This is a genomic window from Stenotrophomonas sp. GD04145, from assembly GCF_029835135.1.
GTDB lineage: Bacteria > Pseudomonadota > Gammaproteobacteria > Xanthomonadales > Xanthomonadaceae > Stenotrophomonas > Stenotrophomonas maltophilia_P.
On the sequence record NZ_JAODZG010000020.1, the window covers coordinates 1 to 23,235 of the forward strand.

28 protein-coding genes are annotated in these 23,235 nt (G+C 67.8%); 6 read left to right on the forward strand and 22 right to left on the reverse strand.

The genetic code is table 11. The features are described from left to right. Positions 1–14 precede the first annotated feature (14 nt). From ptsP to N7367_RS11660, 13 genes are all read right to left on the reverse strand, one after another. Positions 15–1,784 (reverse strand): phosphoenolpyruvate--protein phosphotransferase, encoded by a 1,770-nt coding sequence (gene ptsP, locus N7367_RS11600; protein WP_065174530.1) that lies wholly within the window; start codon positions 1,782–1,784, stop codon positions 15–17. Positions 1,785–1,786: 2 nt separating this feature from the next. Beyond that, a complete protein-coding gene (locus N7367_RS11605) occupies positions 1,787–2,056 on the reverse strand; it encodes an HPr family phosphocarrier protein (RefSeq protein ID WP_053519412.1) in 270 nt (89 codons plus the stop codon). After that, entirely contained in the window at positions 2,049–2,441 is a 393-nt protein-coding gene (locus tag N7367_RS11610; protein WP_065174531.1) for a PTS fructose IIA subunit family protein, read from the reverse strand. Before N7367_RS11610 ends, N7367_RS11605 begins: the two co-directional genes overlap by 8 nt. A gap of 136 nt (positions 2,442–2,577) precedes the next feature. After that, positions 2,578–3,462, reverse strand: coding sequence for an RNase adapter RapZ (gene rapZ, locus N7367_RS11615; RefSeq protein ID WP_053519414.1), 885 nt, complete (start codon positions 3,460–3,462; stop codon positions 2,578–2,580). 27 nt (positions 3,463–3,489) lie between these two features. After that, positions 3,490–4,440: an HPr(Ser) kinase/phosphatase gene (gene hprK, locus N7367_RS11620; protein WP_053519415.1), complete on the reverse strand. Its 951-nt coding sequence runs from the start codon at positions 4,438–4,440 to the stop codon at positions 3,490–3,492. After that, positions 4,437–4,889, reverse strand: coding sequence for a PTS sugar transporter subunit IIA (locus N7367_RS11625; RefSeq protein WP_074900474.1), 453 nt, complete (start codon positions 4,887–4,889; stop codon positions 4,437–4,439). Before N7367_RS11625 ends, hprK begins: the two co-directional genes overlap by 4 nt. Positions 4,890–4,910: 21 nt before the next feature. Continuing rightward, entirely contained in the window at positions 4,911–5,228 is a 318-nt protein-coding gene (gene raiA / locus N7367_RS11630; RefSeq protein WP_005415556.1) for a ribosome-associated translation inhibitor RaiA, read from the reverse strand. Positions 5,229–5,286: 58 nt separating this feature from the next. Then, complete coding sequence (locus N7367_RS11635) at positions 5,287–6,711, reverse strand: RNA polymerase factor sigma-54 (RefSeq protein ID WP_279942432.1); 1,425 nt, start codon at positions 6,709–6,711, stop codon at positions 5,287–5,289. Positions 6,712–6,751: 40 nt separating this feature from the next. Continuing rightward, positions 6,752–7,471 (reverse strand): LPS export ABC transporter ATP-binding protein, encoded by a 720-nt coding sequence (lptB, locus tag N7367_RS11640; protein ID WP_065174533.1) that lies wholly within the window; start codon positions 7,469–7,471, stop codon positions 6,752–6,754. Then, positions 7,471–8,004, reverse strand: a complete 534-nt coding sequence (gene lptA, locus N7367_RS11645) for a lipopolysaccharide transport periplasmic protein LptA (RefSeq protein ID WP_065174534.1) — start codon at positions 8,002–8,004, stop codon at positions 7,471–7,473. The genes lptB and lptA overlap by 1 nt, the downstream gene beginning before the upstream one ends. A 105-nt stretch (positions 8,005–8,109) precedes the next feature. Further along, positions 8,110–8,685 carry an LPS export ABC transporter periplasmic protein LptC gene (lptC, locus tag N7367_RS11650; protein WP_053519420.1) on the reverse strand — a complete coding sequence of 192 codons (576 nt, stop codon included), beginning with the start codon at positions 8,683–8,685 and terminating at the stop codon, positions 8,110–8,112. Then, complete coding sequence (locus N7367_RS11655) at positions 8,682–9,230, reverse strand: HAD hydrolase family protein (RefSeq protein WP_053519421.1); 549 nt, start codon at positions 9,228–9,230, stop codon at positions 8,682–8,684. Before N7367_RS11655 ends, lptC begins: the two co-directional genes overlap by 4 nt. Positions 9,231–9,296: 66 nt before the next feature. Beyond that, on the reverse strand, positions 9,297–10,298 hold the full coding sequence (locus tag N7367_RS11660) for a KpsF/GutQ family sugar-phosphate isomerase (RefSeq protein ID WP_065174535.1): 1,002 nt from the start codon (positions 10,296–10,298) through the stop codon (positions 9,297–9,299). Positions 10,299–10,352: 54 nt separating this feature from the next. Here N7367_RS11660 and N7367_RS11665 point away from each other — a divergent pair, with 54 nt between their 5' ends. Genes N7367_RS11665 through N7367_RS11675 form a run of 3 tightly spaced genes read left to right on the forward strand, consistent with a single transcriptional unit; the run spans position 10,353 to position 12,185 of the window. Next, positions 10,353–10,583, forward strand: coding sequence for a BolA family protein (locus N7367_RS11665; protein ID WP_053519423.1), 231 nt, complete (start codon positions 10,353–10,355; stop codon positions 10,581–10,583). A 22-nt stretch (positions 10,584–10,605) separates the two neighbouring features. Next, positions 10,606–11,877, forward strand: a complete 1,272-nt coding sequence (gene murA, locus N7367_RS11670) for a UDP-N-acetylglucosamine 1-carboxyvinyltransferase (RefSeq protein WP_053519424.1) — start codon at positions 10,606–10,608, stop codon at positions 11,875–11,877. After that, complete coding sequence (locus N7367_RS11675; protein ID WP_053519425.1) at positions 11,874–12,185, forward strand: hypothetical protein; 312 nt, start codon at positions 11,874–11,876, stop codon at positions 12,183–12,185. The genes murA and N7367_RS11675 overlap by 4 nt, the downstream gene beginning before the upstream one ends. Before the next feature lie 86 nt (positions 12,186–12,271). Here N7367_RS11675 and N7367_RS11680 read toward each other — a convergent pair whose 3' ends face one another. The 5 genes from N7367_RS11680 to purM form a co-directional block, all read right to left on the reverse strand. Next, entirely contained in the window at positions 12,272–12,955 is a 684-nt protein-coding gene (locus N7367_RS11680) for a DUF3108 domain-containing protein (protein ID WP_053519426.1), read from the reverse strand. Between the two features lie 2 nt (positions 12,956–12,957). Continuing rightward, complete coding sequence (locus N7367_RS11685; protein ID WP_065174536.1) at positions 12,958–13,770, reverse strand: DUF3108 domain-containing protein; 813 nt, start codon at positions 13,768–13,770, stop codon at positions 12,958–12,960. A 67-nt stretch (positions 13,771–13,837) separates the two neighbouring features. Next, entirely contained in the window at positions 13,838–14,497 is a 660-nt protein-coding gene (gene purN, locus N7367_RS11690) for a phosphoribosylglycinamide formyltransferase (RefSeq protein ID WP_074900488.1), read from the reverse strand. A 19-nt stretch (positions 14,498–14,516) separates the two neighbouring features. After that, the gene (locus N7367_RS11695; RefSeq protein ID WP_053519429.1) at positions 14,517–15,005 is read right to left on the reverse strand and encodes a hypothetical protein; all 489 of its coding nucleotides are present in this window, start codon (positions 15,003–15,005) and stop codon (positions 14,517–14,519) included. 19 nt (positions 15,006–15,024) lie between these two features. Then, a complete protein-coding gene (gene purM / locus N7367_RS11700; RefSeq protein WP_053519430.1) occupies positions 15,025–16,083 on the reverse strand; it encodes a phosphoribosylformylglycinamidine cyclo-ligase in 1,059 nt (352 codons plus the stop codon). Between the two features lie 112 nt (positions 16,084–16,195). Between purM and N7367_RS11705 the strand changes: the two genes are divergently transcribed. From N7367_RS11705 to hda, 3 genes are read left to right on the forward strand one after another with little or no spacing between them, the layout of a single operon-like run. Next, a complete protein-coding gene (locus N7367_RS11705; protein ID WP_279942433.1) occupies positions 16,196–17,323 on the forward strand; it encodes a DUF2066 domain-containing protein in 1,128 nt (375 codons plus the stop codon). Further along, entirely contained in the window at positions 17,320–18,492 is a 1,173-nt protein-coding gene (locus N7367_RS11710; RefSeq protein ID WP_065174539.1) for an AI-2E family transporter, read from the forward strand. The genes N7367_RS11705 and N7367_RS11710 overlap by 4 nt, the downstream gene beginning before the upstream one ends. Next, positions 18,492–19,199 carry a DnaA regulatory inactivator Hda gene (hda, locus tag N7367_RS11715; RefSeq protein WP_053519433.1) on the forward strand — a complete coding sequence of 236 codons (708 nt, stop codon included), beginning with the start codon at positions 18,492–18,494 and terminating at the stop codon, positions 19,197–19,199. Before N7367_RS11710 ends, hda begins: the two co-directional genes overlap by 1 nt. Positions 19,200–19,545: 346 nt before the next feature. Here hda and murU read toward each other — a convergent pair whose 3' ends face one another. From murU to N7367_RS11735, 4 genes are all read right to left on the reverse strand, one after another. Then, positions 19,546–20,256, reverse strand: a complete 711-nt coding sequence (gene murU / locus N7367_RS11720) for an N-acetylmuramate alpha-1-phosphate uridylyltransferase MurU (protein ID WP_053516627.1) — start codon at positions 20,254–20,256, stop codon at positions 19,546–19,548. After that, positions 20,253–21,278, reverse strand: a complete 1,026-nt coding sequence (locus tag N7367_RS11725) for a phosphotransferase (protein WP_262219177.1) — start codon at positions 21,276–21,278, stop codon at positions 20,253–20,255. The genes murU and N7367_RS11725 overlap by 4 nt, the downstream gene beginning before the upstream one ends. Positions 21,279–21,342: 64 nt before the next feature. After that, positions 21,343–21,612, reverse strand: a complete 270-nt coding sequence (locus N7367_RS11730) for a GlsB/YeaQ/YmgE family stress response membrane protein (RefSeq protein WP_053516629.1) — start codon at positions 21,610–21,612, stop codon at positions 21,343–21,345. 69 nt (positions 21,613–21,681) lie between these two features. Then, positions 21,682–23,175, reverse strand: a complete 1,494-nt coding sequence (locus N7367_RS11735; RefSeq protein WP_053516630.1) for a M20 family metallopeptidase — start codon at positions 23,173–23,175, stop codon at positions 21,682–21,684. Positions 23,176–23,235 lie beyond the last annotated feature (60 nt).

Genomic DNA, 23,235 nt, shown 5'->3' on the forward strand with positions numbered 1-23,235 from the left:
GCGCAGCGCGGCCGTCAGGGCGTATCGGCCACCAGTGCCAGCCAGCGCTCGATGCCGCGACGGTCGCGCGCGGCCAGCAGCTTCGGAGCGCGGGCGCGCAGGGATGCCAGGTCGGCCTCGCGGATCGCGCGGCGGACTTCCAGCAGCGTGCCCGGATGCAGGCTGAACTCGGTCAGGCCCAGTGCCAGCAGCAGCGGCGCCATGCGCGCGTCCCCCGCGATCTCGCCGCACACCGCCACCGGCACACGATGGCGTGCGCCGGTCTCGATCACCATCTGCAGCAGGCGCAGCACCGCCGGGTGCAGCGGCGAGTAGAGTTCGCCCAGCGCCTCGTTGTTGCGGTCGGCCGCGAGCAGGTACTGCACCAGGTCATTGGTGCCGATCGACAGGAAGTCGACCAGGTCGATGAAGCTCTCCAGCGCCAGAGCAGCGGCGGGTACTTCGATCATCGCCCCCAGCGGCACGTGGTCGGCCACCATGTGCCCTTCCGCGCGCAGTTGTTCGGACAGCTTGAGCATGCGCCGGCGCACGGCCAGCAGCTCTTCTCGCGTGCTGATCATGGGCACCAGCACCCGCAGCTTGCCATAGGCCGAGGCACGCAGAATCGCCCGCAGCTGGGTGTCGGCCACTTTCGGCCGTGCCAGCGACAGGCGCACGCCCCGCAGGCCAAGCGCCGGGTTCTCTTCGTTGCTCAGGGTCAGGCCGGTACGATCCGCTTTGTCCGCACCCAGATCGAGGGTGCGGATGGTCACCGGCCGCCCGCTCATGCCCAGCGCGGCGTCGCGGTAGGTCCGGAACTGTTCTTCCTCGTCCGGCAGCTCGTTGCGCTGCAGGAACAGGAATTCCGTACGGTACAGGCCCAGTCCCTGCGCGCCGAGGGCGTGGGCCTGGGTTACGTCCTCCAGCGATTCGGCGTTGGCCAGCAGGGCGATGTCGACCTGGTCGCGGGTACGGCTGGGTTTGCTGCGCAGGCGTCCGAGCTCCCGCTGCTCGCGGGCGTGTTCCTTCAGCCGTGCGCGATAGTCACGCAGGTTGTCGGCCTGCGGGTTGACGGTGATGCTGCCGTCGGCGCCATCGACGATCAGCACGTCGCCATCGGCAACGCGGCTGAGCAGCTGCGGAACGTTGACGATCAGTGGCAGGTGCAGACTGCGGGCGAGGATGGCGCTGTGCGACAGCGCGCTGCCGGCGGCGGTGACGATGCCTACGACGCCCTGTGCCTGCAGCTGTGCCAGCTCGGACGGCGCGATGTTGTCGCAGACCAGGATCTCGCCGGCCAGCCCCTTCATCACCGGCGCACGCTCCGGCTGCAGGAAGGCGTGAATGCGGCCGATCACATGATCCAGATCGTCCATGCGGCTCTTCAGGTAGGCATCGTCCATGCCATCGAAGACCTTGGCCAGGCGGTCGCGCTGCAGGCGCAGGGCGTATCCGGCGCTGTACGGGCCGCTGCGGATCAGCTCATCCAGGCCGAACAGCAGCTCCGGGTCGTCCAGCAGCAGCGCGTGCAGATCGAGGAATTCGCCCACTTCCTGGTTCAGTGCGCCGTGCAGGCGCTGCCGAAGCTCATGCATCTCCGCGCGCGCGGCGTCCACGGCGTGATGCAGGCGCGTCAGCTCGGTTTCGATCTGCTGCGGTGCCACGCGCTGTTCGGCAACGTCCAGCGCATGCGGCAGGCGCACGCGTGCACGCCCCATCGCCGAACCCCGCGCAGCGCCATGACCAGCCAGCAGCTGGACCGGCCGTTGGCCGGAAGGGAGCTGGCCGGCGCGGGCGCGCGGCACGATCAGCTGTCCTCGTCGAAGCGGCGTTCGAACAGGTCGACCACCGCGTCCATCGCGGCGGCTTCGTCTTCGCCACTGATGCGCACGGTGACCGGGGTGCCCTGGCCGGCAGCGAGCAGCATCACGCCCATGATGCTCTTGGCGTTGATCTCGCGGCCCTTGGCAGCCATGGTCACGTTGCACCGGAACGGTGCCAGGGTCTGCACCAGCTTGGCGGTGGCCCGGGCATGCAGGCCCAGGCGGTTGCTGACGGTGAGTTCTCGTTCAAGCATCGTCGACTATCGCTCCATTACGGGTACCCGCCGCAGCGGTGGCGGGCAGTTGATCCAGTGCCTGTTCCGGATAATTCATCACCCGCAGCAACATCGGCAGGCTCAGCGCCGACACCCGGCGAACCGGGGTTCCCAGCCGGGCCAGCTGCCCGGCAAGGTTGGCGGGGCTGGCGCCGTACAGGTCGGTCAGGATCAGCACGCCTTCTCCACCATCAACCCGCCGCAGCGCGGCCGAGGCGAGGGGGAGCAGAGCATCCAGGTCTGCGTCGAACGGTACTTCGAAAGCTTCGGTCTTCAACGGCAGCTGCCGCAGGAGCCGGGTCGCCACGTCAAGCAGGGCGGCGCCGACCCCGGGATGTGTTACGAGGAGAATGCCACAGGTCATTACTGCACGTTAACAGGTCAAGGTGAATTGGCGATAGCCGCAGATGAGGGGCACTGTGTCCCGTATTCAGCGTCCCCCGCCTGCCGGCCCATCCCGCCCCTCCGCGGGGCGGTCGGGCGCACCCCGGCCGGGCCTCTCAATCCTGCTCGCGGTGATAGGTGGCCACGTCTTCCCAGCCCATTTCGCGGGCATGCCGGGCCATCCGTTCGGCCAGATAGACCGAGCGGTGCTTGCCACCGGTGCAGCCGAAGGCCACGGTCACGTAGCTGCGGGTGCCGTCGCCCAGCTTCGGCAGCCAGGTGTCGAGAAAACCCATCAGCTGTGCGAGGTAGCACTGCACGTCCGGCTGGGCTTCCAGGTAGTCGCGCACGCCCGGCTCGCGGCCACTGAGCGCACGCAGCTCGGGGTCCCAGTGCGGATTGGGCAGCACCCGCGCATCGAAGACGAAATCCGCTTCGGCCGGCACGCCACGCTTGTAGGCGAACGATTCGAACAGCAGCGACAGGCGGGTTGCATGGTCCAGCGTGAACTCGGTGATGATCCGGCGGCGCAGCTGGTGCACGTTGAGCGCGCTGGTGTCGATGATCGCGTCGGCCTCCTGGCGCAGCGGTGCGATCAGTTCGCGCTCGCGGGCGATCGCTTCCGGCAACGACAGACCGAGCTGGCTGAGTGGATGGCGGCGACGGGTGTCGGCATAGCGCTTGAGCACCGCCTCGTCGCTGGCTTCAAAGAACAGCACCTTGGTTTCCACGCCAGCATCGGTGGCCAGTTGCCGCCAGTTGGCCAGCTGGCTCAGGTCGGCCTGGCCGCGCACGTCGATGCCGACCGCCAGCCGGCGCGGCGCGGCGCCGTCATGGTGGGCCAGCAGGCTGCGCACGAAGTCCGGCAGCAGCTGGATCGGCAGGTTGTCCGAGCAGTAGTAGTCCTGGTCCTCGAACGTCTTCAGGGCGACGGATTTACCCGAGCCGGACAGGCCGCTGACGATGATCAGGGTCGGGGCGGTGGGGGCAGCGGTGCTCATGGACAGACTCTTCGAAGGCCAGGGAAATCAGGGTGTTCGCCGTTCCAGCAGGTTGCTGTGGCGCGCGATGAACATCGCGGCCGGGTCGATGCCCTTGGTCCGCAGGATATGCAGGCGGGTGGCCGCCTCGGTCAGCACGGCCAGGTTGCGGCCGGGCATCACCGGCAGCGTGATCAGCGGCACGTCCAGGTCCAGCACATGGCGGGTACCGGAATCGCCGGTCAGGCGTTCGTAGCCATGCGGAGTGGGCTCGGTCATCGGCTTGGTCAGGTGGACGATCAGCCGAAGGTACTTGTTCTTCTTTACAGCCGTGTCGCCGAACATCTCGCGCACGTTCAGCACGCCCAGGCCGCGTACTTCCAGCAGGTCCTGCAGCAGTTCCGGGCAGGTGCCGTCGAGCACGTCCGGCGCGATCTGGGTGAATTCAGGTGCATCATCTGCCACCAGGCGGTGGCCACGGCTGAGCAGTTCCAGCGCCAGCTCGCTCTTGCCCGACCCGGCTTCGCCGGTGATCAGCACGCCGATGGAGTAGATCTCCATGAACACGCCGTGCAGGATCACGCGCGGCGCCAGCGTGCGTGCCAGGTGGTAGGAAAGATGATTGAGCAGTTCGTGGCCGCGCTTGGGAGATACCCACAGCGGCGTGCCCGACTCGTCGGCGGCCGCGCGCAGGTCTTCCGGACAGGGCTGGTTGCGGGTAATCACCAGCGCCAGCGGGTGCGACTGCATGAGCTTTTCGATCGTCTCCCAGCGCTGGCGCGGTTCCAGCGCGTCCAGCCAGGACAGTTCCTCGGTGCCCAGGATCTGCACCTTGTTGGGGTAGATCGCATTGAGGTAGCCCGCCAGCGAGGGCCGGCGGGAGACGGTGTTGCCGGCCTCGAGCTCGCGCTTCTCGCCGGATTTTCCCGCCACCCAGCGCAGGCCCAGGCGTTCGCGCTGCTGTTCGAACAGTTCGCGTGCGGTGATGCTGGTATTCATGCGGCACTCGCCGGGGGCGTGAGATCCAGGGCCTGACGCAGTGCCCGCGCGTCGCCGGCGGCGCGCAGCGCCTCGCGGATGGCGGGGGCGGAGAACAGTTCGGCCAGTTCGGACAGCAGCATCAGGTGCTGATGGGTGTAGTGGGCCGGAACGGCCATCGCGAACACCAGGTCGACCGGCTCGTCGCCCCCGAAGTCGACGGGGGCCTCCAGTCGCAGCAGGGCGCCGCGTGGGCGGTCCAGGGTCGGCGCGCGGCCATGCGGGATGGCGATGCCGCAACCGATCGCGGTGCTGCCCAGCGCCTCGCGCTGGCACAGGTTCAGATAGATCTGTTCGGCATTGGCCTGGCGGCAGGCCAGCAACCCGGCCGCGGCCTTGAGGACGCTGTCGCGGTCGGTGGCCGTGCAGAGCTGGGTCTGCACGGCCGCCAGGAGGTCAGTCAGGGGCATGTCTGCGGGGAACGGTGGCGATCAGCCGCCATTGTCACCCACCGGCAGCGGTGCGTGCTGCTGTTTTTTCTCCTTGTGCTTGATCACCAGGCGGTCAAGCTTGTCCGCAAGCAGGTCGATCGCGGCATACATGGTCTGGCCGCCGGCCTCGGCGTGCAGGGTCTGGCCGGGAATGTTGAGGCTGGCGTCGACATGGTGTTCGGTCTTCTGCAGCTTGAGGGTCACCCGCGCTTCGCAGTGCTGGTCGAAGTGCTTTCCGATCCGGGCCAGCTTCTCCTCTACATAGGACTGCAGGGCCGGGGTGACTTCGACGTCTTTGCCAAACGTTTCGATGCGCATCGGGTTTCTCCTGTGTTCGGATGTGCCAATGAACCTCTCCGCCGGGCGCGGCGGTGCGTCAAGCGATTCTGACCCTTTCGTGCGAGGCGGAAATGTTCATGGCTTCACGATACTTCGCCACGGTGCGTCGCGCCACTGGAATTCCCGACGATTTGAGCAGGTCAGCCAGCTTGGCGTCAGAAAGGGGCTTGCGCGGGTTTTCGTCATCGATCAGGCGCCGGATCATCGCCTGGATGGCCGTGCTGGATGCCTCACCGCCGCCTTCGGTATCGATGCCCGATGCGAAGAACGCGCGCAGCGGCAGGGTGCCGCGTGGGGTCCGGACATGCTTGCGGGCGATCGCCCGCGAAATGGTGGATTCGTGCAGGCCCAGTTCGGCGGCGATCTCACGCAGGGTGAGCGGGCGCAGTGCCTGTTCGCCGAACTCCAGGAAGCCGGACTGCTGCAGGATCAGGCAGCGCACCACCCGCAGCAGGGTCTCGCCACGCTGCTGCAGGCCTTTCAGCAGCCAGCGCGCCTCCTGCAGCTGGGCGCGCAGGTAGCCGGCGTCGGCCTCACCGCAGCGGCGGATCATCTGTTCGTAACCGCGGTGGATGACCACCTTCGGCCCGGCATGGCCGGCCAGCGCGGCGCGCCACACGCCGTTCTGCCGCCAGACGACTACGTCCGGCACCACGTAGGTGTCCTGCGACAGCGGCGCGATCTGGGTGCCCGGGCGCGGGTCCAGCGACCGCAGCAGGGCCACGGCGGTCTCGACGTCGGCCAGGGGCTGCCGGAGTTCGTGCGCCAGCCCGGCCACGCCGCTGCGCGGCAGCCGCTCCAGCGGCCCGGCAGCGACCTGTCGTGCCAGGCCGAGGCCCGGTGTGTCGGCCGCCAGTACGTCCAGTTGCAGCTGCAGGCATTCGCCCAGGCTGCGTGCCGCTACTCCGACCGGATCGAAGCGCTGGATCTGGTGCAGTACGGTGAGGATCTCGTTCTCGCCGGCGTGGATCGCCGGCAGCAGGGTCTCGGCGATGGTGGACAGCGGTTCGCGCAGGTAGCCATCGTCGTCCAGGGCGTCGATCAGGGCAGCCCCGATGCTGCGGTCGCGTGCGGACAGATGCGACAGGTGCAGCTGCCACAGTAGGTGGTCGGCCAGGGTCTCGGTTTCGGCCACGCGTTCGGCGGCGCTGCCGCTGTCGTCATCGTCGTCGAAGCTGCCGCCGCTGCCGGCGGTGCTCCAGTCCGGTTCGGCCGATGCCCAGTCGTCCTCCTGGCCGGCGTCGGTGCGTTCGGGCGGGGCGTCATCGCCGTTGCCATCGTCGCCGGCAGCGGCATCGCTCTCGTTGCCTTCGGCCCAGTCCAGCAGCGGATTGCTCTCCACCGCCTGGGCGATCTCCAGTTCCAGCTCGGTGCTGGACATCTGCAGCAGCTTGATCGCCTGCTGCAGCTGGGGCGTGAGCACCAGCTGCTGTCCCAACGATGTCTGCAGCCGAGTCTTCATGCCTGTGCCGAAGAGGGGGAATGGAACCCGGCAGCTGCGGTCACAGCTTGAACGAGTCCCCAAGGTAGACGCGACGTACGTCGGCATTGTCCAGGATCGATTCCGGCGAACCCTGGGCCAGTACGGTGCCCTCGGCGAGGATATACGCGCGGTCGCAGATTCCCAAGGTCTCGCGCACGTTGTGGTCGGTGATCAGCACACCGATGCCGCGCTGCTTGAGGTGGGTGACGATGCGCTGGATCTCGCCAACCGAGATCGGATCGACACCGGCAAACGGTTCGTCGAGCAGGATCAGCCGGGGTTGCGCCGCCAGCGCGCGGGCGATCTCGCAGCGGCGGCGCTCGCCGCCGGACAGGCTGGCGCCAAGCTGTTCGGACACATGGCCCAGCTGCAGTTCGTCCAGCAGGCTGCTCAACTCGCGCTCGCGGCCGGCCGAGTCCAGATCCTCGCGCAGTTCCAGCACCAGGCGGATGTTGTCGGCCACGGTCAGCTTGCGGAACACCGAGGGCTCCTGCGGCAGGTAGCCCACGCCCTGCTTGGCACGGGTGTACATCGGGTCGCCGGTGATGTCCTTGCCATCGAGCACGATGCTGCCGGCATCGGCGGCGACCAGGCCGACGATCATGTAGAAGCAGGTGGTCTTGCCGGCACCGTTGGGGCCGAGCAGGCCGACCACTTCGCCCGCTTCGAGGGTGAGACCGAAGTCCTTGACGACCTCACGTTGCTTGTAGCGCTTGCGCAGGCCCTTGGCGACGAGCATTACTTCCGGCTCCCGGCCGGCTGCGCCGGCGTGGTGGTGGCGGCAGGCGTCTTGTTCTTGGGCGGGATCACGGTGCGCACGCGGCTGCCGTCGCCGCCGGAGTTCATCTCGCCGGTACGGGTGTTGTAGACCATGCGCTGGCCGGCGTTGGTGCCGCGCGCGCTGGTGACCTTGTAGTTGCCGGTGAGGGTGATGATCTCGGTCTTGATGTCGTAGTCGATGCGGTCGGCGAGCGCATCCATCCAGGTGCCGTCATCGAGCTGCTGCTTCAACTTCGCCTGCTTGCCGGTGAACACCACACGCACCGGCTCGCCGTCCTTGAGATAAATCTCCGCTTCGGACGAGCGCAGGTCCAGCGTGCCCTGGGTGATGATCACGCCCTGCGACAGCACGGTTTTGCCGTCGCCGGTGAGCATGCCGTTCTGTGCACCGGCATCGATGTTCATGGGCTCGTTGCGGTCGGTCGACTTCGCCTGCGCGAGGGCGGGGACAAGAAGACTGAGTGCGAGCATGGCTGCAAAGGGGATCTTCATCGGGGTCCGTTCTGCCGGTGGTGGCTGCCCGGTCAGGAGGGCAGCAGCGGGTGGGGGCTGCCGGCGCCGCGCCTGTCCAGGGACGTCGCGGGCCGGGCGGCGGAATCAGCGTCTGGGCGTGTAGCGACCCTTGGACTGGCTGAGGAAATGATACGTGTTGTTCTTCGAATCCACCTCGAACCCGACGCCGGACTGCTCCATGCCGGGGCGGGTCATGGTCACCAGGGCGTCGGTCCGGGCCCGGCTCTCCTTGGGGAACACGTCCAGGTGATCGGTGCGGAAGGTGGTCGGCACGACGCCGGGGGCAGCCGGACTGTCACCCGCCACCTTGCCGCGCAGCTTCAGTTCGTCACCCTTGGCGCTCAGCCAGCCGGTCTCCGCGCGCAGTGTCCAGTGCCTGCCGTCCTTGTCGGGCATCTCGAACAGTGGCGTGGCGATGTTGATGGTCTGGTCGCCGCGCTGCCGCTCCAGCCGCGGCGCGCGCAGGGTGGTCGATTCCTTGCCCTGCTCGTCCAGGGCGACGATCTGGAAGTCGTGCAGGATGTAATCCACGCCGACTTCCTGGCCGCTCTGGGCCGGGCCCTTGTCGCGGTTGCGCAGCGCGGCCCAGCTGCTGAGCAGGGCCGCCAGCAGCAGGCCGATGCCGAGCACGGTGCGCCAGTTCACGGTCGGTGCGTTCATGCGCCATACCTCGCCAGGACCGACGCGACATGACCCTGCGCGGCCAGCAGAACGTCGCACAGCTCACGCGCCGCGCCGCGCCCGCCTTCGGAACGGGTCTGCCAGTGCACGCGTTCGGCGATCCACGGATGGGCATTGGCCGGCGCCACGGCCAGACCGACCGCACCCAGGGGCGCCAGATCCGGCAGGTCATCGCCGAGGAAGGCGACCTGTTCCAGACCGATGCCCCGCTGGGCACACAGGGCCTGCACGCTGGCCAGCTTGTCGCCCACGGCGATGTGGGTATCAATGCCGAGATCGGCACCGCGCCTGAGCGCGGACTGGCTGTTGCGCGCGGTGATCAGCACGGGGTGGATGCCGTGCTGCTGCAGCAGTTTCAGGCCCAGGCCGTCCTGCACGAAATACGCCTTGCTCTCGTTGCCGTCCTGGTCGTAGTACAGCCGACCGTCGGTGAGGGTGCCGTCCACGTCGAAGCAGGCCATGCGGATCCGCGCCGCAGCGGCATGCAGGTGGGCAGGGAAGGCGGGCAGGGGGGACCAGGGCATCAGGACGTTGGACTCGATCAGGGCAGGTGTGGGGTTACAGACTGAATGGGGTCTACGGACTGTCGGTTAAACCACCCGGGCCCGCAACAGGTCATGAATGTTCAGGGCGCCGACGGCGCGGCCCTGGTCATCGACCACGATCAGGCCGTTGATCTGCTGGGTTTCCATCTGGCGGGCGGCCTCCACCGCCAGCTGGTCGGCTCCGATGGTGCGGGGGTTGCGCGTCATCACATCGGCGATCTTTGCCGTGCGCACGTCCAGCGCACTGTCCAGTGCCCGGCGCAGGTCACCGTCGGTGAACAGGCCGATCAGCACGCCCTCGGCATCGACCACGGCGGTCATGCCCAGGCGCTTGCGGCTCATCTCCACCAGGGCCTCGCTGAGGCTGGCGCCGGCATCGACCTTGGGCAGATCGGCGCCGGTATGCATGACGTCGGTGATATGCAGCAGCAGGCGACGGCCAAGGCTGCCGGCCGGATGCGAGCGGGCGAAATCGTCAGCGGTGAAGCCGCGCGCGTCCAGCAGGGCCACCGCCAGCGCGTCGCCCATCGCCAGCGAGGCGGTGGTGCTCGAGGTCGGAGCCAGTGCCAGCGGGCAGGCCTCGGCCGGCACGCTGACGTCCAGGTGGACGTCGGCGGCGGTCGCCAGGCTGGACTGCGGGCGGCCGGTCATGGAGATCAACACGTTGCCCTGGCGCTTGAGCACCGGCAGCAGCATCAGCACTTCGTCCGATTCGCCCGAATAGGACAGGGCCAGCACCACGTCGGCTTCGGTGATCATGCCCAGGTCGCCATGGCCGGCCTCGCCCGGGTGCACGTAGAACGCCGGGGTACCGGTGGACGCCAGGGTTGCGGCGATCTTGCGCGCCACATGGCCTGACTTGCCCATGCCGGTGGCGACCACCCGCCCGCGGCTGCCCAGGATCACCTGGCAGGCCTTCTGGAACGGCTCGCCCAGGCGCTCGGCGACCGCCTGCAGTGCCTGCTGCTCGATCTCGAACACGCGGCGGCCGCTGGCCACCAGGGCGGCCGGCTCGACGGAACGGGGGGGCGGGAGGGACTCGGCCATGCGGACGCCACGCAGCGGAAGTAGAATGAGGGTTCATTTTATTAGGAAAGCCCGTTGGACGCCGACACCATCCGCAACCTGATCGAAACCGGCCTGCCTGGCGCCCGCGCCGATGTGCGGGGCGACGATGGCGTGCATTTCGAAGCGACCGTGGTCTGCGACGCCTTTGCCGGCAAGATGCCGCTGGCCCGCCACCGCATGGTCTATGCCACGCTGGGCGACCTGATGGGCGGCGCCATCCACGCGCTGGCGCTGAAAACCGTGACCCCGGCCGAAGCCGGCTGAACCGCAGAAGATCCCGAACCCCATGGCCAAGATCGTTGTGACCGGCGGCGCTGCGCTGCACGGTGAAGTGAGCATCTCCGGCGCCAAGAACGCCGTCCTCCCCATCCTCTGCGCGACCCTGCTGGCCGATGAGCCGGTGGAGATCACCAACGTGCCCCACCTGCACGATGTGGTCACCACGGTGAAGCTGCTGGGCGAGCTGGGCGCCAAGGTCACCATCGACCAGGGCACGCTGTCGCGCGGCAGCGCGATCGTGGTCGACCCGCGTGCGGTGAACCAGCATGTGGCGCCGTACGAACTGGTCAAGACCATGCGTGCGTCGATCCTGGTGCTGGGTCCGCTGCTGGCCCGTTTCGGTGCGGCCGAAGTGTCGCTGCCCGGTGGCTGTGCCATCGGCTCGCGTCCGGTCGACCAGCACATCAAGGGCCTGCAGGCGCTCGGTGCCGACATCGTGGTCGAGAACGGATTCATCAAGGCGTCGGCCAAGCGCTTGAAGGGTGGCCACTTCACCTTCGACATGGTGAGCGTGACCGGCACCGAGAACGTGCTGATGGGCGCGGTGCTGGCCGAAGGCACCACCATCCTCGACAACTGCGCGATGGAGCCGGAAGTGACCGATCTGGCCCACTGCCTGATCGCGCTGGGCGCGAAGATCGAAGGCCTCGGCACCGCCCGCCTGGTGATCGAAGGCGTGGAGCGCCTCTCCGGTGGCCGTCATGAAGTGCTGCCCGACCGCATCGAGACCGGCACCTTCCTGGTGGCCGCCGCGATGACCGGCGGCAAGGTCACGGTCAACCGTGCACGTCCGAACACCATGGACGCGGTGCTGTCCAAGCTGGTCGAGGCGGGCGCCCGGATCGAGACCACCGAGGACAGCATCACCCTGGACATGCAGGGCAAGCGGCCGAAGGCGGTCAACCTGACCACCGCGCCATATCCGGCATTCCCGACCGACATGCAGGCGCAGTTCATGGCGCTCAACTGCGTGGCCGACGGCGTCGGCGTGATCAACGAAACGATCTTCGAGAACCGTTTCATGCACGTCAACGAGCTGCTGCGCCTGGGCGCGGACATCCAGGTCGAAGGCCATACCGCGATCGTGCGTGGCAGCGAGCATCTGAGCGGCGCGCCGGTCATGGCCACCGACCTGCGTGCATCGGCATCGCTGATCCTGGCCGGCCTGATGGCCAGCGGCGATACCACCATCGATCGCATCTACCACCTCGATCGCGGCTACGAGAACATCGAAGAGAAGCTGTCTTCGCTCGGTGCCACCATCCGGCGCGTGCCATGATCCTTCGCGGAAAATTCAGCCCGCGTCGCAAGGCGCTGCTGGCGCTGGTGCTGATCGTGCTGGCGTGGCTGGGGTATGCCTGGTACGCCGATATCGCCATCACCCGCGGCATCGAGCAGAAGGACATGGACTGGAACGGTGACGGCACGGTATCGCGTGACGAGATCATCCAGTCGTTCTATGCCGTGTCGGTGAACGACAGCCAGGAAGGCAACCGCCATTGCCGCACGTTCGTCTGGCGCGGAAGCGGTGAGCAGATCCGGGTGGACTGCCGCACCGAGTTCAAACCGGCCGAAGAGAAGAAATGAAAAACGCCCGCGCAAGCGGGCGTTTTCCTTGTGCGGGGCCCGGGGTCAGAGCCCATCCCCGAGTGGATGGGATCCGACCCCGGCACTCAGTTCATTGATCGGATGGTCAGGTCCAGCGCGTCGCGGCCGCTTTCCCGCTGCAGCATGCGCGCCGGCACCGGAAACTCCGGCACGATCCAGGCGATCAGCTCCTTGTTGCCGTCGGCACGCGACACCTTGGTCGCCTCGTAGCTCTTGCCGCCCACGGTGATCGATTCCTTGCCGATCACGCGGTAGGTCATGTTCTTGATCCGGCCCTCGTCGACCATGCGGTAGGTCAACGGCTTGCCGGCTGCCAGGTCGCGGGCGATGGCCAGATTGATCAGCAGCGCATCCATGTCGCCGGCCTTCAGGGCGATCGGTCCGGCGCGGTCCGGCTTGATGTCGCCGGTCCAGGTGGCCTGGTTGCTGGTCCAGTTGTAGTTGGCCTGCACGTTGCGCTTCTTCACCAGCAGCGCCGAGCGGTCCTGGCTGCTGAGCGGACGCAGCTGGCCGCGCACTTCCTCGAACACGGTGCTCTGGCTCAGGTCGGCCAGCTGGTTTTTCACCTGCAGGCTGTAGCGCCACTTGTTGCTGCCTTCACTGGCCAGCGTCATGGTGCCGTTGGCCTGCATGCCCATGTAGCTGGCCAGATAGTCGGCCTTGAACGGCTCCAGGGCCATCGCCGGCAGGCTGGCCATCGACAGGGTGGCAGCGGCGATCCACGTCAGGGGGCGGGACAGGGTGTTCATGCTCAGACTCCTTGGTATTCGATCAGGCGGAGATCGACGCGGTCTTCGCCATCTTCGCGTTGCAGGATGCGCACCGGGGTGGGGACGCCGTTGGCGATCCAGAGAATGGTTTCGTTGTTGCCGCCGTTGCTGCGGTATACCCGCAGCGCGTTGTAGGACAGGTCGCCGACCTCGACGTTCTCGGTCTGCGGCGCGGCCTGGTAGTCGTGCTGGCGCACCTTGCCCATGTCGACGTAGCGGTAGTGCATGGCCACGCCCGGGCGGGCATCACGCATGATCGCCAGGTTGATCAGCAGGGCGCTCTGATCGCCGGCCTGCAGCGGAATGGGCTGCGCGCGATCCTTTTTCACATCGCCGGTCCACTGCGCGGTGCCGGCCTGCCAGTTATAGGTGCCGACGGCCTTCTTGCCCAGGAACAGGCCCTTGCGCACCGTGCTCTGGCTCAGCGGCGCATAGACGCCGCCGCGCTCCTCGAACACCGTGCTCTGCTCGATGTTCAGGCCGAGCACGCTGGCAAAGCCGCGGCGGCCCACCACCTGCATGTCCACCCGCCACTGGTTGCCGCCGGTATGGGTGACCTGCATGGTGGCATCGCCGGCTTCCTTGCCCTTGTAGAAGGCCTGGTAGGTAGCGGTGAACGGTTGCAGCGGCGGCGGTTCCCAGGCCAGCGCGGGCAGCATGGGCACGGCCGGTGCGGCCGGGGCCTGCGACGGAGCTGCCGGGTCGGCAGAGGGCTGTGCCTGGCCCCAGCCCACGCCAGGCAACACGGCAAGCGACAACAGCAGGGGCGTGCACAGCAGCGTCGTGGTCTTCATGGGGGACAGGGGCCGCAGGAGTGGGGCAGGATGCCAGCCCCGCAGTCAGCGGGGCGTGTGCAGAACGTTATCGGTTCAGGTTTCCGGCGGAATCTAGGGCCAGCGGCCTAAACAGGGGGTGACCGTCGAAGATCGCCTGTCCTTCCCGTTCAGCCAGCCGGCCATCGCACAGCAGCTGCAGGCTGGCGATCAGCAGCGGGTGTTCCACCGCCAGCACGCGCTCGGCAAGGGTCTGTGCATCGTCGCCTGCCAGCACCGGCACGCGCGCCTGCGCCAGCACCGTACCCGCGTCCAGCTCCGGCACCACCAGATGCACGCTTGCGCCATGCTCGGCATCGCCGGCTTCCAGCGCCCGGGCGTGCGTATGCAGGCCCTTGTACAGCGGCAGCAGCGACGGGTGGATGTTGACCAGGCGACCGTTGAAGCGCTGCACGAAGCCAGCGCCGAGAATGCGCATGTAGCCGGCGCAGACGATCCAGTCCGGGGCGGAGGCGGCAACCGCGTCGCCCAGGGCCAGCTCGTAGGCGGCACGATCGCTGAATTCCTTCGGTGCATGCGCCCAGCGCCGGGAAGGATCGACCCGCTGCAGGGCCGCGGCATCGGGTCGGTCGGAGAACACGCCCACCACCTCGGCCGGCAGGCGGCCCGACGCGATGGCATCCAGGATGGCCTGCAGGTTGCTGCCGCGCCCGGAGGCGAGCACGGCGATGCGGCGGGGTGCGTTCATTACCGGCAACCCAGGCGGCTCAAACGCTTGCCGACGGAGTGTCGAACACGGCTTTCACCTGGGGGCGGAGCAGGGCGATCAGGGTGAACACCCCCAGCACCGTGCCCACCGGGGTGAACAGGCAGGACAGGCCCGCGACCACCAGGCACAGCACGTAACGGCGGCGCTGCGCCAGGCAGCGCCCGGCGTAGGCGACGAAGGCGCCCAGGGTGACGCCGCCCACCACGATCACGCTGCCGATGATGGTGAACATCCAGCCGAACATCCGCTGCTCGGCGGGCGATGAGGGCTGCCCCTCCGAGCTCAGCGGCAATGCCCCGGTCAGGGCGCTCACGCCCAGCACGATGTGGATGATGAAGATCAGCGAGAACAGTGCGATGAGCGCACCAACCACGTAGTGGCCGATGGACAGCGCCCGCAGATGGCTGGCGTCCTGCGGGCCGAATACGGGTGCCGTCAGCAGCGGCGGCGGCACCGGGTTCGAGGGGGATGGGGGCATTGCGTCCATGCGGGCTCCTCTGCAGGGGTCAGGCGATGCGGACGCGCTCGGCGCCTTCGGTGGTGACGACCTGGCCGATGGTCCAGTGATCCAGGCCCTGGGCCGTGACCGCGGCGGACACCGCCTCGACCTGGTCCGGCGCGACGATCAGCACGAAGCCGATGCCGCAGTTGAAGGTGCGCCACATTTCGCTGTCGGCGACCGCGCCTTCCTTCTGAAGCCACTGGAACACCGGCGGCAGCGTCCACGAGGCCGCCTGGATGTCCAGGCCGAGGCCGTCCGGGACCACCCGGATGATGTTCTCGGTCAGTCCGCCACCGGTGATGTGGGCCATGCCATGGATGGCATCGCCGTGCGACTTCAGCAGCGACAGGATCGGCTTGACGTACAACCGGGTCGGTGCCATCAGCGCGTCGACCAGCTTCACGCCGCCTTCCAGCTCAAGATCGGCCGGACGCCCGGCGCGGTCGTAGATGCGGCGGACCAGCGAGTAGCCGTTGGAGTGCGGGCCGGACGAGGCGATGCCGATCAGCACATCGCCGGCCGCCACGCTGGCGCCATCCTTCAGTTCGCTCTTTTCCACCGCGGCCACGGTGAAGCCGGCCAGATCGTACTCGCCCGGGGCATACATGTCGGGCATTTCAGCGGTCTCGCCGCCGATCAGTGCGCAGCCGGCCTCGGTGCAGCCGTTGGCGATGCCGCCCACGACCGCCGCGGCGGTATCCACGTCCAGCTTGCCGGTGGCGAAGTAGTCCAGGAAGAACAGCGGCTCGGCGCCCTGCACCAGCACGTCGTTCACGCACATCGCGACCAGATCGATGCCGATCGTATCGTGGCGGTTCAGCTGGTGGGCCAGCTTCAGCTTGGTGCCGACACCGTCGGTACCCGACACCAGCACCGGTTCGCGGTACTTGTTGGACAGGTCGAACAGGGCGCCGAAACCGCCCAGGCCGCCCATCACTTCCGGACGGAAGCTGCGCTTGACCAGGGGCTTGATCCGCTCGACCAGCTCGTTGCCGGCGTCGATGTCGACGCCCGCGTCACGGTAGGTGAGGGGGGAGGGGGCGGAAGACGGGGTGTTGGTCACGGGCGTCGGCGCTGGCAGGGGTTGAACGGGCGATTTTAACAGGCCGCATTGGCGCACAGGCCGTATTCGGGCAACAATTCCCCCCGGATACGTCGAGCCAATGGATGTCCTGATGCGCCGCAGCCTGATTCTCACCCTGCTTCTTGCGTTGAGCCTGCCGGTGGCCACGATGGCCCAGAGCGGCCTGCGCACCGAGGGGGATGTCGCCACCGCCAGTGGGGCCTACGAGGCCGAAGTGCCGGTCAACAGCCAGGCCGAGGCCGACCGCAATGGCGGGCTGGCACGTGCCCTGAGCGTAGTGCTGGGCAAGCTGTCGGGCGACCGCAGCGTGATGTCCCGGCCCGGCGTGGTGCAGGCCCTGCGCAATGCCAAGGATTACGTGGCCAGCTACGACTACAAGCAGGACCAGAGCGTCAGCGCCAGCGGTGCGCCCAGTTTCCGCACCCTGCTGGTGGCCCGTTTCCGCGAGGAGGACGTCGATTCGCTGGTCGCCGCGCTGGGCCTGCCGCTGTGGCCGCAGCCCCGACCGAAGCCGGTGCTGTGGCTGGCCGTCGACGACGGCAGCGGCCCGCGCCTGGTCAGCGTGCAGCAGGCCAATGCCGCGCGCCCGCTGCTGAACCGCGCCATCGAGCGCGGCTACAAGCTGGGCCTGCCCAGTGGGGGCGCTGCCGAACAGGCGCTGGCCGGTGCCATCTGGCGGCAGGACAGCGCCGCCGTGGCCCGCGCCTCTTCGCGCTACTCGCCGCCGATGCAGCTGATCGGCAAGCTCTACCGTGCCAATGGCGGCTGGCAGGCGGACTGGGTGTTCGTCGACGATGGCCGTGAACTGAACAGATGGACCAGCAAGGACGCCAACGCCATGCGCGCGATGGCCGCGGGCGCCGACGGCGCGGCCGACGCGCTGGTCAAGCGTTATGCCAAGGCGGGTGTGGCCACCGGCCAGGCGGGCAGCTACCGGGTGGTGGTCACCGGCATCAACAGTGCCGATGACTACCTGCGACTGGCCGCAGGCCTGCGCGACGTGCCGGTGGTGCGCAATGTCACTCCGCTGCACGCCAGCGCGGGCCGACTGGAGCTGACCGTGGAAATGACCACCGGCCTGGCCGGCTTCAACCGCATGCTGGGTGACAGCGGCGTGCTGGTTCCGAACGCCCCGCTGCCTGCCCTTCCGACACCGATCGATGACACCACCGGCGTGCCGGTGCAGGCGCCGGTCAGCAACGAGTACCGACTGCGATGACCCTGACGCCGGAAGCTGAAATCGCGCAGTTCCTGCGCCGGGTCAAATACATCCTGCTTGCCGGCCTGATCGGCTGGATCGTGTGGCTGCTGGCGCCGATCCTGACGCCGTTCGTGCTGGCGCTGGCGCTGGCCTGGCTGGGTGATCCGCTAGTGGACCGCATCGAGGCCACCGGGCGCTCGCGCATGACCGGCGTGGTGCTGGTGTTCGTGGCCATGGTGCTGGTGATCGTCGCCGCGCTGCTGGTGCTGGTGCCGATGATCGAAAAGCAGATCACCACCCTGGTGGCGGCCGTGCCGCAGGCGCAGGCCTGGCTGATGCAGACCGGCATTCCGTGGTTCGAGCAGAAGACCGGCCTGGAGGTGATGCAGTGGCTGGACCCGGATCGCCTGATCGAATGGGTGCGCAGCCATTGGCAGCAGGCGGGCGGCTTCGCCAAGACCTTCATGGGATATGTCTCGCGCTCGGGCTTCACGATGGTGACCTGGGTGGTCAACATCCTGCTGCTTCCGATCCTGGCGTTCTACTTCCTGCGCGACTGGGACAAGCTGGTGGAGCGGGTCGCCTCGGTCATTCCGCGCAACCACATCGGCACCATCACGGCGCTGGCGCGCGAATCCAACGAGGTGCTGGGGGCCTTCATCCGCGGCCAGTTCCTGGTGATGCTGGCACTGGGCGTGATCTATGCCGGCGGCCTGTCGCTGGTGGGGCTGAAGCTGGGGCTGCTGATCGGCATGATCGCGGGCCTGATCAGCTTCATTCCGTACCTGGGCGCGACCACCGGCATCCTGATGGCGATCATCGCCGCGCTGGTGCAGGCGCAGGGCTTCGACCTGAAACTGCTGATACTGGTCGGCGTGGTGTTCACGGTCGGCCAGTTGCTGGAGAGTTATGTACTGACGCCGCGCATCGTCGGCGACAAGATCGGCCTGCATCCGGTGGCAGTGATCTTCGCGGTGATGGCAGGCGGCCAGCTGTTCGGCTTCCTCGGCATGCTGCTGGCGCTGCCGGTGGCTGCCGTGTCCAACGTGCTGCTGCGCTATGCGCACCAGCGCTATCGGCAGAGCGATCTTTACGCGGGTGAGAAATCGGCGATCGTGCTTGACGGTGTGGTCGAGCCGCCCCACATCATCCTCGACACGAACGACAAGGGCCCCGACCTGAAGTGATGGGTGTGCCGCAACTGCCGCTGGCCCTGCACTACCCGCGGGACCAGCGCCTGGAGACCTTCATCGGCGCACCGGATGGTGCGCTGGCGCAGCTGCGCGCGATCGCGGTCGGTGCCAGCCACGACTGGGTCTACCTGGAAGGCGCGGCAGGCACGGGCAAGACGCATCAGGCGCTGGCGATGTGTTCCAGCGCCGAGCAGGCCGGGCGGCTGCCAACCTATGTGCCGCTGGCCAGTGCGGCCGGCCGTGTGCGTGCAGCGCTGGAGGGGCTGGAGGCGCGCGAGCTGGTCGCGCTGGACGGACTGGACGAGATTGCCGGCAACCGTGAGGACGAGATTGCCCTGTTCGATTTCCATAACCGTGCGCGCGCTGCCGGCGTGACCGTGCTCTACACGGCGCAGAAGGCGCCGGGCGAACTCGGACTGGTGCTGCCGGACCTGCGCTCGCGGCTGGGCCAGTGCGTGCGGGTGCTGCTGCAGCCGCTGGACGAGGAAGGACGCGCGGCGGTGCTGCGCGAGCGCGCGCTGCGACGGGGGCTGGCCATCGACGAGGCCGCGATCGAGTGGCTGCTGTCGCACACCGGGCGCGAGCTGGGCGGACTGATCACGTTGCTGGACTGGCTCGACCGCGAATCGCTGGCGGCCAAGCGTCGGATCACCGTGCCGTTCCTGCGCCAGGTGCTGGAAGAAGGCCGCCCTCGCTACTGAGGTTGGGGTTTGTTTTGCAGGGCTGCCGCCCTGCACCCGCCGAAGCCAGAGCAACGTCAACGTCAAACGCGGGCTTCCTGAGGGGAGGCGGGGTGGCTCAGGTTGCGGGGGGCGGCGCAAGTACGTCCATGTAGCCTCGGTCGTGCTCCGCTTCTGCTTTTCTTTCTTTCTTCCGTGGCTGGACGCGCACGGAAACTGCCAGAGGCCGGGCGGGTGGGCCATGCAGGGGCGTTGGCGCCATGGATGGCGCCATCGAGCTTACAGGGACGTACTTGCAGCGTCCCCTGTATGGCCCACCCGCCCGGCCAAACACGCGATCCGCTCTACGCGTCCAACCACGAGGGGCTCAGCCGTTCGCCGCCAACTCGACATCCAGCGCACGCAGGCGATCCACCGTGCCGACGTCGGTCCAGCGCCCGCGATGGTGCTGCCCCGTCATCAACCCCTGCGCCATGAAGTGCTTCTGCAGCGGCACCACCGAGAACTTCGGCGGCAGCCGCTCGCTGCCCGGCGCATCGCCAATCACCGTGCGCCAGTCGGCCACGATTGAAGGGCGGTATACGCCGATGCCGGCATAGGTCAGGCACGGCCCTTCGCGGTCGTGGTGCAGCAGGCCCTGCGTGTCCAGCCGGTAATCACCGTGCGGATGCTGCGTGGGGTTGTCGACCAGCACCAGATGCGCCTGGCCCCGCGGCTCGCGCGGTAGTGTGGCGAAATCGAAATCGGTCCAGATGTCGCCGTTGACCACCAGGAACGGATCCTCACCCAGTGCCGGCAGAGCATTGAGAATGCCTCCGCCGGTCTCCAGCGGGGTATCGCCTTCATGCATGAAGTGCAGGCGCACACCCCATCGGCTGCCATCGCCGAGCATCGCCGGGAATTGTTCCGCCAGCCACGCGGTATTGACCACGATATCGCGCACGCCGCAGGCGGCCAGGCGCTCCAGGTGCCAGACGATCAGCGGCTTGCCGGCCACTGCGAGCAGCGGCTTGGGTGTGTGCAGGGTCAGCGGGCGCATACGCTCGCCCAGACCGGCGGCGAAGATCAGCGCCTTCATCGGGCCATGCGCATCGGTGTGCCGAGCTCGGCCAGCGCCGGCTTGATGCGTGTGTCCAGCAGCTGCCGCAGGGGGGCCAGCTCGCGGTAGCGCGGCAGTACTTCGTCCAGATAGGTGATGAAGCGCGGCGCATCGTCCAGGTAATGACCCTTGTTGTCGCGGTAACGCAGGCGGCAGAACAGGCCCAGGATCTTCACGTGGCGCTGGATGCCCATCCAGTCCGCGTCACGCAGGAAGGTCGCACGGTCGGGCACCGGCAGGCCCGCAGCGTGCGCGCGCGCGTGGTACTGCGCGAGCCACTCGTCCACGCGCTGCAGCGGCCAGCTCAGGAACGCGTCCTTGAACAGGCTCACGGCATCGTAGGCGATCGGGCCCCGCACCAGGTCCTGGAAATCCAGCACGGCCGGACCGTCGGCAACGGGCATCAGATTGCGGGGCATGTAGTCGCGGTGGGTCATCAGCTGGGCCTGGCCCAGTGCGTTGTCCATCAACCGGCGATGGACCAGCTGCAGGCCCTCGATTTCGCCGCAGTCCAGCTGCAGGTTGAGATGGCGCTGCAGGAACCATTCGTCGAACAGGCCGGCATCACGCTGCAGCAGGGCTTCGCCGAACTGGCCGAAGTCGGCCGGCACCGGGATCGCCTGCAGGCGCAGCAGCTGATCGATGGCGCGGCCGAACCATTCGTCGGCGTTGCGCTCGTCGAGGATTCTCGCCAGGGTCGGACCGCCGAGATCCTCCAGCAGCAGGAAGCCGGCGTCCAGATCCTGCGCAAGCAGGGCCGGCACACGCAGGCCATGGTCGTGCAGCAGGCCGCGCATGCGCAGCCAGGGGCGGGGGTCTTCCAGTCCCGGCGGAGCATCCATCACGATGTGGCTGCCGCGTGTACCGGTGACGCGCCAGTAGCTGCGCATGCCCGCATCGACCGACGCACGTTCAACCACGGCCTGTGCATCGCCAAGCTGGATACGGGCCCACTGCAGTCGCTGCGCGCTGCGCTGGGGATCGGAGGCGGGTTCGGTCATGCGGGCATATCCGGGCGCGCGGGGCGCGCCGACGTCGGGGACAGGAGGGAAAGGTGGGGCCGTTTCAGCGGCGACCGCTGAACAGGCGCAGGATCGCCAGCACGGCCACCGCGCCGACCACGGCACCGAGGAATCCAGCCGGTTCGCCTGGGGCGTACCAGCCCATGTACTGACCAAACCAGCCGGCCAGCAGGGCACCGAGGATGCCCAGCACGATGGTCAGCAGGCAGCCCATGCGGTTGTTGCCCGGCATGAAGAAGCGCCCGAGCAGGCCGACGAAGAACCCGACCAGCAGGATGTACAGCCAGCTGCTGCTGCCGAACAGACCATTCATGCGTGTGCGTTCCGCTTGAGAAGAACGCAGCCTAGCAAGGCCGGGCTGCGTCCGTCACGGTGTGCCGGATCAGCAGCAGCCGTGGTCGCCATGCCGCGTGCCGCTGTCGGCGGCCACCGGCGAACCACTGGTCTCGCCACGCAGGCTGGCGGCGTAATGCTCGCTGATCACCTTGGACACGCAGGCGGTGACCTTCTTGCCCATCGGAATGTGCAGGAACTCGTTCGGGCCGTGCGCGTTCGAGTGCGGGCCAAGCACGCCGGTGATCATGAACTGGGCACCGGGGAACTTCTCGCCCAGCATGCCCATGAACGGAATCGAGCCGCCTTCGCCCATGTACATCGCCGGCTTGCCGAAGAAGGTCTGGCTGGCTTCGTCGATGGCCTTGGTCAGCCACGGCGCCATGGCCGGGGCATTCCAGCCGGTGGAGGCCTTTTCCAGATCCAGGGTGACCTGCGCGCCGTTCGGCGGATCGCGCAGCAGCGCTTCTTTCAGCAGCTCACCGCAGGTCTTGCCATCGGCGGTGGGCGGCAGGCGCAGCGACAGCTTCACCGAGGTCTGCGGGCGCAGCACGTTGCCGGCCGATTCCAGCGGCGGCATGCCGCCGATTCCGGTGACCGACAACGCCGGGCGCCAGGTGCGGTTGAGCACCAGCTCGGTGAGGTCTTCGTTCATCGGGCGCAGGCCATCGACCAGCGGGAACTTCTCGAAGATGGCCGTATCGACCACTTCGGCGGCACGCTTGGCCTGTTCCTGGCGCTCGGCCGGGATTTCCACGTTCATGCCGTCGATCAGGATGCGGCCGGTGTCCTGGTCCTCGATGCGCGACAGCAGCTGGCGCAGCAGGCGGAAGCTGGACGGCACCACGCCGGAGGCATCGCCGGAATGCACGCCTTCGTTGAGCACCTTGACGGTGAAGTTGCCCCCGGTGAGACCGCGCAGCGACGTGGTGCACCAGAGCTGGTCGTAGTTGGCGCAGCCCGAATCCAGGCAGACCACCAGCGACGGCTTGCCGATGCGGTCGGCCAGATGGTCCACGTAGGCGGGCAGGTCGTAACTGCCGGACTCTTCACAGGCTTCAATCAGGACCACGCAGCGCGCGTGCGGCAGGCCCTGGGCCTGCAGGGCCAGCACGGCGGCCAGCGAACCGAAGATCGCGTAGCCATCGTCGGCGCCGCCGCGGCCATAGAGCTTGTCGCCGCGCAGGACCGGGGTCCACGGGCCCAGGTCGTCGTCCCAGCCGGTCATTTCCGGCTGCTTGTCCAGGTGCCCGTAGAGCAGGATGGTGTCGTCGCCGGTTTCACTGCCGGTGGCGGGAATTTCCAGAAGAATCAGCGGGGTACGGCCTTCCAGGCGGACCACTTCGACCTTCAGGCCCGGCAGCTCCTGTGCCTTGGCCCAGGTCTCCATCAGGGTGACCGCCTGTTCCATGTAGCCGTTCTGCACCCAATTGGCGTCGAACATCGGCGACTTGTTGGGAATGCGGATGTAGTCGACCAACTGCGGGACGATTTCGCTGTCCCACTTGTCATTCACGAATTGGCCGAGCTTGGCGCTGTCCATCTGAAACTCCGGTTGCATGGCTGATCCAGCCATTCTACGCCTGCGCCGGGGGTAGGGTTT